The organism is Clostridium isatidis (assembly GCF_002285495.1).
In the GTDB taxonomy this organism is placed as follows: Bacteria; Bacillota; Clostridia; order Clostridiales; family Clostridiaceae; genus Clostridium; species Clostridium isatidis.
The window spans coordinates 1,072,599-1,086,584 of record NZ_CP016786.1; the positions used below are offsets into that span (position 1 = coordinate 1,072,599).

Genomic DNA, 13,986 nt, shown 5'->3' on the forward strand with positions numbered 1-13,986 from the left:
ACCTACATTCCTAATTCAGCTAAATATTTCGCCATACTGGACTTAATTTTTAATATTTCTTCTTCAATAATTATTATTTCCTTTTTAATCAATGGCATATTTACTTTCTCTTCTTCTTCAAAAGTATCAATATATCTAGATATATTTAGATTAAAATCATTTTCCTTTATTTCATCAAAGCTCGCTATATGACAATACTTTTCTATTTCTTTTCTATTCTTATAAGTTTCTAATATCTTTTCAATATCGTTATCTCTTAAAACATTTTGATTTTTTCCTTTTTCATAATCTTTACTAGCATCTATAAACACTACAGTATTATCAACTTTATTCTTTTTAAAGATTAATATACAAGCGGGTATTCCAGTTCCAAAGAATAAGTTTTCAGGTAATCCTATTACTGCATCTAACCAATTATTTTCTATTATTTGCTTTCTTATTTTTCCTTCACTTGCAGCTCTAAATAAAACTCCGTGTGGAAGTATTATTCCTGCTGTTCCATTTTCATTCAGTGAAACTAAAATATGTTGAATAAATGCATAATCCCCCCTTGATTTAGGTGGTAATCCCATTTCAAATCTTCCATATACATCATCCTTTAACTCTTCTGCTCCCCACTTATCTAATGAGAATGGTGGATTAGAAACAATTTTATCGAATTTCATTAATCTGTCATTTTCTAAGTGAAGCGGATTTCTAAGTGTATCGCCCCATTCTATTACTGCATCATGTATTTCATGTAAAAACATATTCATTTTAGCTAAGGCATGTGTTTGACCATTTCTTTCTTGTCCATATAATCTAAAGTTTTGTGTTCCAACTTCTTTAGCAGCTTTTATTAGTAGCGATCCGGAACCACAGGTTGGGTCATATATTCTATCTCCATCTTTAGCTCCAACAAGCATTGCTAGTAATGTTGAAACCTCTCCAGGAGTATAGAACTCTCCACCTTTTTTACCTGCATTGGAAGCAAAGTTTGCTATAAGGAATTCATATGCATCTCCAATAACATCACTTCCATCTAACATACTTGGTCTTAAGTCAAGTGAGTCATCTGCAAAGTCCTCTATTAAATTCTTTAATGCTGCATTTCTTTCCTTAGTCCTTCCAAGTTCTGATTCTGAATTAAAATCTATATTTCTGAAGATTCCTTCAAGCTTTTCCTTATTATCATCTTCAATTTTCATTAATATCTTATTTATTATTTCACCAATATTTTCTGCATTTCTATTTTCATATATAACATCAAATGTACATGTAGGGTCTAATTGGAATTTTTCCCTCTTCAAGCTCTTTTGAATTCTAGCTTCATTATCTCCAAATCTTGCTTTTAATTCTTGTAACTTTTCTTTATAAAAATCAGATACATACTTTACAAATAACATTGTTAATATGTAGTCTTTATACTTTGAACTATCCATAGTACCTCTAAAAGTATCACAGGCTTTCCATACTATTTTTATGACGTCTTGCGATGTTGTCTTGTTCATTAGCAATTCTCCTTACTTTAAAGATTTTTTATTGTTAATTATATTACTTATTTATATGCTGCTCCTCAAAATTTCCAAACTGTAGAGAAAATACTTTCCCATTTATTATTATAACATTTTTTTTCTGCAATAAATATATGTATAATATTTCATTAGTATTATGTATTTCAATTCCTTATCATTCTAATTGAAACTTAATCCTTGAGTAAAGTTAGCTTCTAAAAACGAAAAATCTCCCCAAAACATAGTCTTAGGGAGTATAAGAATGCTTATTCTTTAATTAAATTTTCAATATCCTTTTCAACTACCTGCACAAAAACATAATCTTTATACTCTTCTCCACCTTGAGCTCAATCTCTTATTGAATTTATTATTTCTAAAAACAACTGTAAACACATCTTAATGACTCTCTTGAAATAATAATCTTATCTTTTTCAGATTCATATGAGATAATTTTATTTTCTGTTATTGCAATTGTTGATATATTAATACTTATTTTATAACGATTAATTAAAATTTTAATCCAATTATAAACTTCTCTTTCCTCATTGCTAAGTTTATCTAATGAGATTTCATTATAACTTACCTTATATGATTCAGCAAATATATTCTTACTGCTTAACTCTTTATCATTTTTTATATAATTATAATATCTATTGTGTAGTACTATAAGTTTTAATTTTTTATCTTTAGCTAAGTCTCTATACAATGTAGAATATTTATCCTTATCTAATGTTGAAAAGAACACTAAATTATATCGACTTTCTAAAGCATAGCTGACCACTTTTAATATAGTTTTTTTATATATAAGTTCCCCACTCATGCTCCCTTCTTTTGAGTTTAAGAAACTGTTTAAAACCTTACCTAGAGTTTCTCTATTTTTAACTTCTCCGATTATTGCCTTTAAGCTTGATGAATATACTTCCTTGCTCATATCCTTTCTTTCTCTTGTTATATTTCTTTTTAACATTTTATCTTCATATAAAATATTATATGAAAAAAAACAATTTGTTATTATGGGCAATTTTCATGCCATTTAAATATATTGTCCCATTTTTAGACTTAGTTTTTTCTAAATTACCTCTCCATAAACAGTAGATTCTATAATTCTATAGTTACCTTTTCTATATACTAGAAAAAATGATTTAGCTTCTTTATTAATAAATTCTTTGCACCCTTTAATAAAAATTTGTGTCCCTTTCCATAAATGCTTATTAGGATACACCTCAACAAAAATTGACTTATCATTAATTAGGCTACACTTATTCTTATATACTGGAATATCTTTATATTTGCTGGTAAATATATCGATATATATATATTTCTACTCATCAAAACAGCTATAGCATCTTTCATTCCAATACTAAATTTATCTATCTTACCTTTTTTATTGATTTATCTCCTTCTTTTATAACAAAATTATCCGGCTCAATTTTGGTCCCAAAATTTGTTATTTCATAAATTTCTTCAGAACGTTTTCTATAATTACGTCCTTATCAAGCTTTTCATCAATAGCATTTGCAATTAATTCTCTAATTGCTTGTGTTTCATCCATTCAGATAAATATGCTTGTTCAATATTTAAGTCTATTGACGTTTTTATATTCATAATAATTTCTTTAACATTATTTAATTAATATATTAATATTATAAATTTATTAGTTTAATAACCTATCTAAAAAAGACATCCATTAAAGATGTCTTTTAATAATAACTATCCCACAGATCTTATTGAATTATCATCATATATAACTTCATTCATTAATCTATCAAAGTTTTCTTTATAAAATTTTGCGACCTTTTTACTTTCAATGATTATTATATGTTCTTCCCTGTATTTAGCATTATCACTCCAATTATATCAACCATCAATTACGAATCAATGTTTATTCTTGTATTTAGCGCATCAACTATAGTATCTTACAAATTTTTCTCCATTTATTAAAGCCTTGATTGCAAGGTAACTTGGTCCTTTTTCCCAATATCAATAGAATAATCATATGCATCTCACTATGAGACTTATATTAATATTCTTTGACTACAAATTACTCCTGTAATATTCTTTTGTATTATATTACATTTAATTTGATTAGAAATTCTTCAAACGCCAACTCCTCCGGTTTTGCATAATCCCAAGATTGACCAAATAATATTCCATAAGACAAAAATGTTTTTATATCTTCTTTCTTTCCTTCCAAAATAATATTAAATACTACTTCTAATTTAAATTTCATAAAATCATACACCATTTTTAAATCATTATCATCCAAATTCTCTATTATTACTTTTTCTTTCTTAAATCCTTCTTCAAAAACATATAACAATGTTACGTTTACTAATTGTTGTTTTATATTATCATAATCATATGTTTCTTTTATATAATCTACTTTATCTCTGTCCAATATAAAATTGAATATAGTAGCTAGCCTGTTCACAATAAGCTTGTTTAATACTTTCATATCATCATCATATATTTTTTTATTTCTATTTGCATGCATATCTTCAATTGGCCCATTCCTATATACATAATGCGCCGTTGTTACTGATAATTTATGAATAATATTATTATCTTTTAATGGATCATTTACATTCATATAATTACTTAAAAACATATTATACTCTTCGTTCATATTCATCTTCTCCAATCTTCCATACCATAGTGATCTTCTCTCTTACAAAATTTCGAAGCCAATAATAATTTAATATCTTTAACTTAAATCATTTGTCATAATCTTTTTTTGATTTATATTAAATAAACTACTTATATTTATATGTAAGAACAAAGGAGCTAACCATTTACAACAATTGCAATTTTCTTACCTTCTAGGGCCAATTTACATGATAATACTTCTACTAAAGTAGATTTTCCAGATCCTACTCTTCCGATTAAATTAAATAATCCATCTATAGTTATATGATCCTTTTTTTCTATACCTTCATTACTTAATACATCAAAAGTTATATTACTAACTCTTTCGGTATAATTTCGATATTTAATTTTGGAATCAATAAATTTAGCTGTTTCCAATAGTTCTGATTTATTAACAATAATCTTTTCTCTTTTTATATCTCTAATTACATTTTGTTTTTCGAACTCATTTAGTTCCTTTTCACTTCTTGTAAAATTTACTCCTTCCTCACCTCCATTATTTTTAAATATTCCATACTTTTCTTTATAAAGTACTATATTACTTTTTTCTATTTCAATTTTACTCCTCAATAATTTCTCAATCATGTCCTTTCTAGATTTCAATTTGCTTGAAAGATTAACCTTGAAAGTTACTTTTTCATCTTTATCTTCTATGAAATATAGTAAATTATTTACTTCTGAAAAATTCTTATATATATCTAAATATTTTCTATATGTTGTTGATCCGCTTAAATCTATTAAAAATCCTTTGGCTTTATTTATAAATTTAATATGCTCTCTCTTTATATTTATAGTTGACTTTACATTCTTATGATAACCACTTAATAATGTCCATGCTTTGCTTATATCCATATCCTTGTATCCAAGATGCTCTAACACATAGATAAAGACCTCTGTTTTGACTATAGCTTCTATCCTTCCTTTATTTTCATTAGAAAAAAATTTTTTTATAATAATTTAATACCTCTTCAAATAATTTATTATAGTTTTTCATTATTGATTTTCTCCTTTACTTTTTTAATTAGCTCTCTCTCAATAATGTATTCAAATCCAATTGGATTCTTACTTAATAATATATCCTTATAATCCTTATTAAGAATAAATCTTTTATCAGGAATTACTATAAAGGATTTTTCACAATTATTAGGTTCAAAACTTTTCACTTTACTTACCAAAATATACGGATTACCATAATCTTTAACATCTATTGCCCATTTATCAATACTAAAACAAATTTCCAAATCATATTCATCAAAATTTGGATATAATGTTACACTCACTCCTAATTTTTCTAACTTATTATTTAAATTTATCTCAGGTATCCCTGGGAGTGATATATAACGCATTACCCCTCTTTTAATCCTTACCTTATTACTTTCGTATTGGATACACTTTGATTTTTCAATTCCCATATTAGCTTTGCAATATTCAGAAATACAGTACTTATCATTATTTTTATTAATTATTGTCCAACTACAATAATTACATACTTCTATATTGTTTTTTATTATGTAATGTTTAGGTATGTCTTCATAAAATTCATATATCTTTGCATATACTTTCTTTAATTTTGAATCATACTTACTATTTTTCATAATAAAATCATCTATTTTATCCCTTGTTGAAATTGGATTTTTTATTAAGAATGTTCTAAATAGTCTATAGTCCTCTTCTTTTCCATAAGCTTTAAAATCACTTATTACATCTAGAATAATTTTTTGATCCAATTCACCTTCAAGATCATTGGTATCAATTGCTATTTCATAACAAAAATCTGTTGGACTCCCATCTTCTATAAATTTTTCATTTTTAAATTTACTATCTTTACTTAACTATTCACAAATATTTTTTGAAAATAAATCTACCATACAGTTTCTATCTTCAATAAATATATTTTTATTTGCTGCTAAAATATTTATTGCTCTTTTTAACTCTCTGGGTAACTCTACAAAATTCTGCTTATTACTTTCATAGAGTTTTATAATTCCTTTTGATATCAAATAAATTATCTTTTCATCTTTAGAAACATTATTTTCTTCCATAATAATCACCTCAACAGTATAATAAGAATCCTATTTCATTATATTATATATTAAATACAAAAAAATACAAAATTATATATTTCTAACAAACTCCATGTAAACTAAAAGGTGCAAACAAAGTTTACACCCTTTAATTTACTACTTATTATAGTTATTTATTAATTCTCTACAAAGAAATCTAGTCACCAGTCACCTCCAAAATTAATTTATCGTCAATCATATCCTCAATTCTATTTGCATCCCTAGTATGATTAACAAAATCATAGTTTAGCAGGTCTTCATTCCATAATCGAATAATACCTTTTTCAGTAATATACTGCAGACTCTTAATTATTTTTGAAATTTTATAAAGATAACTTCCCTCATCATACAAAGAACTTTCATTTTCCCATTTTTCCAACTGATTAGAAGAATATTGTAGCATAGGTATACTTAAATTCTGTTCATTTTCAAGTCTTGTGTAATTCTTTTTCAATAATTTACATGATTTCTGTGATTCTATTAAGGATTTGAAATCCTTGTAAATAATTCTGGATTTTACATCATATGCAAAATAAGGTGTGACCTTACCATCTATTGGATTAACAAACAAGTGGCAATAAGAATATTGTTCAAAATTTCCTGGTTTCTCTACGTCTACTATGCAACCATGAATCTTTCCAGATCCGCCAAGTTTTTTTACGAACTCAGAGATTATCTTCTGTGAACCGGTGTAGAGCTTCAATAATTGCTGAACATTTTCCTTATATATATCAATAGTATCATAGTAATATTGTAAATCTCCTAGGCTATTACGTAATAACTTAATCAATTTACCCCCATTCAATAAGTAAAGATATTTATTTTTTGAGCGCTCAGAATATAAACAATAAATAAAGAACATATAGTTTCCATTTTTCTTTATCATGTAAATCTGACCACCTTCTCTACTAAATGATATTTTTACTAGCTTACCCTTATTGAAACTTAAATACTGCTCCCTCGTTATTTCATGAATTCCATCTTCTAAATATGTAAAAATATCATATTCATTATCAATATAAAAGTATTTCAGTCCTATAGTTTCTGTTTTATAACCAATTTGATTATCCGCATAAACCACCATATTATTGCTGATATCGAAGTAATTAAGATGACTATGTCCATTTACATAAATCCAGTTGGGATTATGTGGTTCTGAATTCCAATCCCATTTCTGCATATGTGTAAGTACTATAACCTTATTACGAGGAATGGACTGTAACAATTTTCGATATATATTATCAAATCTATAGGTTTCAGAGATATCCTTTCTGAGTGCCTCCTCAGCAGATACTAGTTCCTCAAAGGATTTTCCATATCTCATATTAGTTGCATTGTATTTGCTATTTAGGCCACTAAATCCAATACCTCCTAGCAAGACTATCGAACAATTCTGTGCCTTTGCCCTTAATTCTTTATTACTTAGTTCAAGAATCTCTTTTTCACTAAGTATAATTTGCTCATGTTTGTCATTCACCAGAAGTAAGTCATTTTGTAGAAATGTGATTCCTAGTCCTTTAAAGTATTTACGATATAACTGAATATTGTTTTCAATTTCATCCCAAGGATCCCAAAGTTCATGGTTACCATGGATAACTACAATATTTTGGGGCTTAAAATAAATTAATAATTCCTCATAAAATATTTTTGCTATCTCAAATTTAGAAGAAGTATCCCCAGCAATTAATAGATAGCTATCGTTAGGAAGGGTTCCTACTGATGTAATCATTTTCTGTGCTAATAATTTAATAAACCATCTTATCTCTTCCCTGGTTGCTCCTTCTTTAAATTTATGTAAAAGTCTATGGCATAGATGAATATCACTTATATAGAAAAGCGGTATTTGACTGTTATCAAATTCGTTATATCCATCCTCATCCACTGGCTTTAGATAATTAAATTCACTAACTAAACTAATTTCGTTTTTCTCAAATTCAGAAAAATCCATGCATTCTATAACTTTCCTTAACTCATCGAAATACTTGCCATCAAATAACCCTTGTTTTATCAAAACATCATGATGAATCACTGCTCCTTCTATGTTGTAGTTTTTTAAGTCTATACCTTCAAATTTATATTCTCGCAATTCAGCATCATATAAATCTTCATCTACAAAACTGTAAAATTCATCAAAATCCTGGAATTCAGCTATGACAGTATATGAACTATCAATTATTCTATCATCATCAAAAAAGAATGGCCTTCTGTCATAAACTACCTTTGTTTTCGCCATAAATAGCCTTGTTTCGGAATTATATAATTTACTAAGTACAGTTAATTTTCCTTGCGCTTTCTGGTAATATAAGATTTCTTTATTTTTCCTTATCTCCTTAGGAATATAATTAGAATTAGACAAGTCTTTCTTAATATATGCTAAACATATATCTACGCCATTCTGAGAAAAAGGCATATATCTTAACCAACTTATATCATATTTAACTATACTATTAAGAAGTTCTACAGGAGTTTCTTTATTAAATACCTCATATCTTATCCCCTCAGGAACATATGAAAAAGTCCATGGCTTCTTTGTTATTGCAAACAAACATATTTCACTCGTTTTCCATTCTTTAGGAACATAATTAAGTAAATCTGCATTAGTCTGAATAGCCAACAAGCACATGCTTTTTGTAATAAACTTATTTGGAATGTACGGAAATACATTTCCATCCTGCTGGATAGCATTCAAGCAAATTTTTGCATCAATACATTTTCTAGATGCATATTTTAAGGCCTTTGGATTTTGGCTAATAGCCACTTTACATATTTCTAGTGTTTGTTCCTTTTTGGGTATGTTTTTTAATAGAAGTCCATCTTTTTTTATTTTCTTTACAGTATTATCCATTGGAAGCCACCCCCAATCACTTATTAAAAATTTGGATACTTTCCACCCAATAAGCTCCTATATATTTTGTATTTTATTTACACACTAAATTTATATGTAACTCTATAATTGTATAAATTCTCTACTTTACTATAATGCTTTTCTTCAAATTCACTATCTGTTATTGGAAAATTATTATACCATATTCCTTTATACCTAAATACATCCGATTAATATTTATATTATTTAATAAATACTAAACCTTAGATAATACCAAATATTTGTAGAATATTAAGAATTAAAGAACCTGCTGCAACAATAGAAATCCCAATTTTCCAACCGGTTTTACTTGTTAGAGTTTCAAGGTTATCTATTCTATTTTTTAAATCTGTAAGTTTATTGTTAACTTCTTTATCTTTCTTTGAGACTTCTTCCTTTAACTCGGAAATAGTATTTATTAGCTTTTCCTCAATTGAATTAAGTTCATTGGATAAATCAGTTTCAGTTTTATGTAAGTTTTCTTTAACTAGTGATATTTCTCTATTCATACTTTCCATAAGTGAAGAAATATCATTTTTTATTGTTTCCCTATCTTTATTTGTAGTATTTGTTAAATCAGATACTTCTTCTTGTAGCTCTTTTGTTATTTCAGAGTACTTTTTATCAAAAGCATTGTTTTTCTTTAAGAATAGTTGTCCCTGTTGTTTTAATGAATTTTCAAGTTCATTTATTTTACTTGTATTATCACTAATTTCTTCTTTAAGTAATGCATTCTTTTTGTTTTGTTCTTCGAAAATTTCTTCATATTTCAATAACTTTTTAGAATGGGAGAATATTAGAGTATCCTGCTCTTCCTCTAATTTCTCAATATTATCTAGCTGTGTATTTATACTCTCAAGTTGATAATGGTGATTTTTTACCTTACCCTTTAATTCCTCTTGTTTAATCATAATATCTTCTTGAGCTTTAAGTTGGAGAATAACATTTCTTAACTCTTGCTTTGCTAAATCTGATATTTCTTCTTCTGAAGCACCTTTTAATTTTAATTCTAGTTCTCTTACAACACTTCTATTCATTGCTATGTTGCTTACACCTAGGCCGAATAAGAACTTTGTAATTTCAGTAAGTTTTGTCTGATACTCAAAAGAAACCTTTTGTGCTTCCGCTGCTGTCATTAGGCCCTCTGCTAAACCTTCAGAGGCTGATTGAAGCAAATTTATTGCTTCTTTTTTACTATAATTAAAAATACCCATTTTTACCTGTGCATCTTGGGCCTTTTCCTTGGCTTTTACTGCCGATTTTACTGCCTTTTGAACATTAGTTTCTAAAACAGTAAGCTTATCAAACTGTGATGAAAGTACAACAGGCAAATCTTCTTGTTTTATAGTATTTATATCTAGAACCTTTAATTTTCCATTCATCTTCATTACCCCCAATTAATCAAATCTAACAGTTCTTTTGAAAAATCACTGTCCTTTTCTTTTATCTTTTCAATGTATTTTCTTCTTTTTTCTGAGCCTCCTCTTATTTCACCCCAGGCATCTACAAATTCCTCAGCAGCCTTTTCCATCATTCCATAGACTTCTTCTATTGCTTTATTAGTACTTTCTGCTACAATCCACATATCAGCTTCTTTATAGAATACTTTTGCATTTAAAAGTTGTAATCCCTCTCCCCTTAAACGCATTCTTTCATTTTCCTTTTTGCTTTTCTTTATCCCCATTGTTAAATCAGAAGAAACAGCAATAGCAAAACGGCCAACACCAACGAAATTCACCCTTAATATAAAATTACCAAGGGTTGCAGGGTTGAAACCTCCAGACTTAATTACAGCTTGAATACCTGCATCGGCTAGATCTATTGCAGTAAATGTGCCCGATGCAATTGTCATCATTCTGACGATAGTTCTATTTTTAAAAGGTAATGTTTTTTTCCATTCAATATCCTTAATACTATCTTTTTCTTTTAATTGCTGTATTAAACGACGTAGGAAATAGAACCCCCTAACTAGGGCTTCATTGACCACAACTGGAATGGCTTGTCTGCCAATTTCGTGTGCCACACCCATTTCTGCCCTTAAATCAAATCTCTCAGTTAATAACTTTCCATTTGAATCCCTCATAATTTTACCATTTTCATCTCTTTTTGCTAGCAAGGTTCCATTAAACAATTTAGATATGTTAACTCTTAATTCTTGAATGGTCTTACTATTTTTAAAGATTGGAAGAGAGGACAATTCTTTTACAAGAGATAATATAGGCCCTGGTAATCCTGTTCCTTTGCCTGGATTATTGCTAGAACCTGCCATATCACTTGCCATATGTAAAAACCAATAGACAAGTCCAAATATTATCTTTTCAGGGAAGTTTTTGCCTATAAAGGACTTGTTTTTAACAGGCACAACCTGAAAATCACCTAAAGTATTTGTTCCATATGACATAGATGTAAACTGAGTAAGTAAGGAAAATATTAATCCAACAGGAGTTGGATGGTGAGCAAAGTCTCTTAAATGATGCTGCAGACCCCCACCAAATTCTGCTGTCACGCTATCACTTGGCGTTCCATAACGTTCAAGATATCTTATTGCTCCCTTAAGGTCATCTCCTTCATATCCTTTTTTCTTTGCTAAATCCTTTACAAAGTTATTAACTTTGTCATTGCTCCACTCTTTACCTCTTTCAAGTGAAAAATCACCAACATAAAGGATATCAATTGCTCCAGCTATAATACCACTTGCAACAGCTATAGTATAGTCTAAGCCGTCTGCATGACAGGTTAAATTATCAATTTCTGTATTTAGTTCTTCAACCTTTTGTTTAATTACTGCCAATCTTTCATCAATTTCATTAATTCCTTTATAAATTTCAACCTTTCTTTTGTCAGTAAAATCTACAGGAGCTATCATTTCAAATTCTATTTCTTTTAAATCAGTTAAAGATTCATCTGAATATACCTCATTAGTTATATCATTGTCGTCATTAATTTCTAACTTAATTAAAGGTATCTCTTGAGTTGTTTTTAGCATAATAAATCTCCTTTGAAAATAATTTTAATATATTGAAGCCTTTAAATGCTACTTTATATGAAAATTTAATATTTGCTTCTATTTTCAAACTAGCAAAAATATGTCTATATTAAAAATCCATATTTTATCTAATATTATAGATAATTCTACAAAATTAGATAAATTCCTTTATATTTTGAAAATCAAATATTCCTTATATATCATCACACTTATTTTTTATAGCAGTTTGTGATTTGAAGTGTCCCCTATCTTGACTATCTTTTTTTTCTCCAATTCTAAGTTAATTTCTTAACATAATTGGAACTTTTATTCCAAGTAATATACAATATTATCTATAAACTAAGATAATAAACTCAATTTAATAAAAATTTTATTTACTTTTAACCCTACTTCTCTAATCTTTTTTCTTAATTTAACAAAATTATATGCAAAAATTGACAAAAAACAGTCTTTTTTGGAAATATGATATATTTCCCCTAAAATTTACCTGGACAACCTTATGTTATAGGTTTACAATATAATTGTATAATAATTAACAAAGAGAATTTATTTATGGAGGTTTTTTTATGTTTGATTTAACAGGAAAAGTTGTTGTAATTACAGGTGCTTCTTCAGGTTTAGGTGCACAAATGGCAAAAGGATTTGCTGGACAGGGGGCAGATTTAGTCATTACTGCAAGAAGAATTGAAAAACTTGAAGCACTTGCTAAAGAAATTCGTGAAATGGGCGTTCGTTGTTTACCAATTCAATGTGACGTTACAGATTCTGATAATGTTGATGCAGCTGCAAAGAAAGCTGAAAAAGAATATGGTAAAGTTGATGTTTTAGTTAACTGTGCCGGTTCTGCAAAGAATGCCGGAGTACTTGAGATGACTAATGAAGAGTGGGATTTCACTATAGATACTGACTTAACTAGTGTATTCTATGTTACACGTGCTTTTGCAAATATTATGAAGAAAAATAACTATGGTCGTATAATTAATATATCTTCTATGTATGGATTAGTAGGTAATACTGCTATAGACACTGTTGCTTACCACTCATCTAAGGGTGGAGTTGTAAACTTCACAAGAGCAGTTGCAGCTGAGCTGGCAAAATATAATATTACTTGTAATTGTATTTGCCCTGGCTACTTTGAAACAGAGCTTACTGCTGATACCCTTAATACAGATGAATTTTCAGCTTATATGAAAGCCACAGTACCTCTAGGAAGATATGGTAATAGTGGTGAATTAAACGCAGGAGCTATATTCCTTGCAAGTAATGAGGCATCATATGTAACAGGGGTTATCCTTCCGATAGATGGCGGTTATACTTGCGTATAATGAAAATAAATATATTATTAATTTAAACATATTAATAGATAAGGGGCTGTCTCATTTTGAGGCAGTCCCTTAATTTTTGAATTTAGAAAAAATATGGCAGTTTTATATTGTATGTTATATGTAAGCATAATTTTAAAAATTATATGGGGTGATGAGAAAAATGAGTAAGAAAATATCCTTTTTTGATATTGATGGAACAATGATCAATGTACCAAATGGATTACTATATCCAACACAAGAAACCATACGTGTGTTAAATGAGTTTATTTGCTGGAACAAGTAAAAGGCCAATAGGATTATGCTATAGAAGAAATTAAGGAAGTTGCCCATTATGTAACAGATACCGTAGATAATGATGGTATTGCCAAGGCATTTAAAAAGTTTTTTAATATTTAGCTCTGTTTCAAATAAATGTTGTTATAAAACTAAGTAGTAAAGTGGACAAGTTTAATTGTCCACTTTACTACTTAGTTTGTACAATAAGAATATTATTATTTTTCAACTATTTTATTTATATGAAAATAATTATAGAGAATGTATACTGCTATAGTTAATAAAGGAATAATTATATATGTTTCAGAAATACTGAAAATTAAAAAAATTAACCCTA

At 28.0% G+C, this 13,986-nt stretch carries 11 protein-coding genes and 1 pseudogene; 2 read left to right on the top strand and 10 right to left on the bottom strand.

The genetic code is table 11. From position 1 onward, the window contains the following. Positions 1–2 precede the first annotated feature (2 nt). From BEN51_RS05090 to BEN51_RS05130, 10 genes and pseudogenes are all read right to left on the bottom strand, one after another. Positions 3–1,490: a type I restriction-modification system subunit M gene (locus BEN51_RS05090; protein ID WP_119864998.1), complete on the bottom strand. Its 1,488-nt coding sequence runs from the start codon at positions 1,488–1,490 to the stop codon at positions 3–5. A gap of 376 nt (positions 1,491–1,866) precedes the next feature. Further along, positions 1,867–2,460: a hypothetical protein gene (locus BEN51_RS05095; RefSeq protein ID WP_119864999.1), complete on the bottom strand. Its 594-nt coding sequence runs from the start codon at positions 2,458–2,460 to the stop codon at positions 1,867–1,869. Positions 2,461–3,558: 1,098 nt separating this feature from the next. Continuing rightward, entirely contained in the window at positions 3,559–4,119 is a 561-nt protein-coding gene (locus BEN51_RS05100) for a hypothetical protein (protein ID WP_119865000.1), read from the bottom strand. A gap of 158 nt (positions 4,120–4,277) precedes the next feature. Next, positions 4,278–5,096 (bottom strand): pPIWI_RE_Z domain-containing protein, encoded by an 819-nt coding sequence (locus BEN51_RS05105; protein WP_164704133.1) that lies wholly within the window; start codon positions 5,094–5,096, stop codon positions 4,278–4,280. A 23-nt stretch (positions 5,097–5,119) separates the two neighbouring features. Beyond that, positions 5,120–5,734 (bottom strand): restriction endonuclease-related protein, encoded by a 615-nt coding sequence (locus BEN51_RS05110; protein ID WP_472298033.1) that lies wholly within the window; start codon positions 5,732–5,734, stop codon positions 5,120–5,122. A 36-nt stretch (positions 5,735–5,770) separates the two neighbouring features. Then, positions 5,771–5,938: pseudogene (locus BEN51_RS14180) on the bottom strand (pPIWI_RE_Y domain-containing protein); the annotation flags it as partial. Between the two features lie 33 nt (positions 5,939–5,971). Continuing rightward, positions 5,972–6,181 (bottom strand): hypothetical protein, encoded by a 210-nt coding sequence (locus tag BEN51_RS05115; RefSeq protein ID WP_119865003.1) that lies wholly within the window; start codon positions 6,179–6,181, stop codon positions 5,972–5,974. Between the two features lie 178 nt (positions 6,182–6,359). Next, the gene (locus BEN51_RS05120) at positions 6,360–9,047 is read right to left on the bottom strand and encodes a DUF4116 domain-containing protein (RefSeq protein ID WP_119865004.1); all 2,688 of its coding nucleotides are present in this window, start codon (positions 9,045–9,047) and stop codon (positions 6,360–6,362) included. Between the two features lie 242 nt (positions 9,048–9,289). Then, entirely contained in the window at positions 9,290–10,447 is a 1,158-nt protein-coding gene (locus BEN51_RS05125; protein ID WP_119865005.1) for a hypothetical protein, read from the bottom strand. Between the two features lie 5 nt (positions 10,448–10,452). Further along, on the bottom strand, positions 10,453–12,051 hold the full coding sequence (locus BEN51_RS05130) for a hypothetical protein (RefSeq protein WP_119865006.1): 1,599 nt from the start codon (positions 12,049–12,051) through the stop codon (positions 10,453–10,455). Between the two features lie 566 nt (positions 12,052–12,617). Between BEN51_RS05130 and BEN51_RS05135 the strand changes: the two genes are divergently transcribed. After that, the gene (locus tag BEN51_RS05135) at positions 12,618–13,376 is read left to right on the top strand and encodes an SDR family NAD(P)-dependent oxidoreductase (RefSeq protein ID WP_119865007.1); all 759 of its coding nucleotides are present in this window, start codon (positions 12,618–12,620) and stop codon (positions 13,374–13,376) included. Between the two features lie 160 nt (positions 13,377–13,536). After that, positions 13,537–13,659 carry a hypothetical protein gene (locus tag BEN51_RS14080; RefSeq protein WP_257789690.1) on the top strand — a complete coding sequence of 41 codons (123 nt, stop codon included), beginning with the start codon at positions 13,537–13,539 and terminating at the stop codon, positions 13,657–13,659. Positions 13,660–13,986 lie beyond the last annotated feature (327 nt).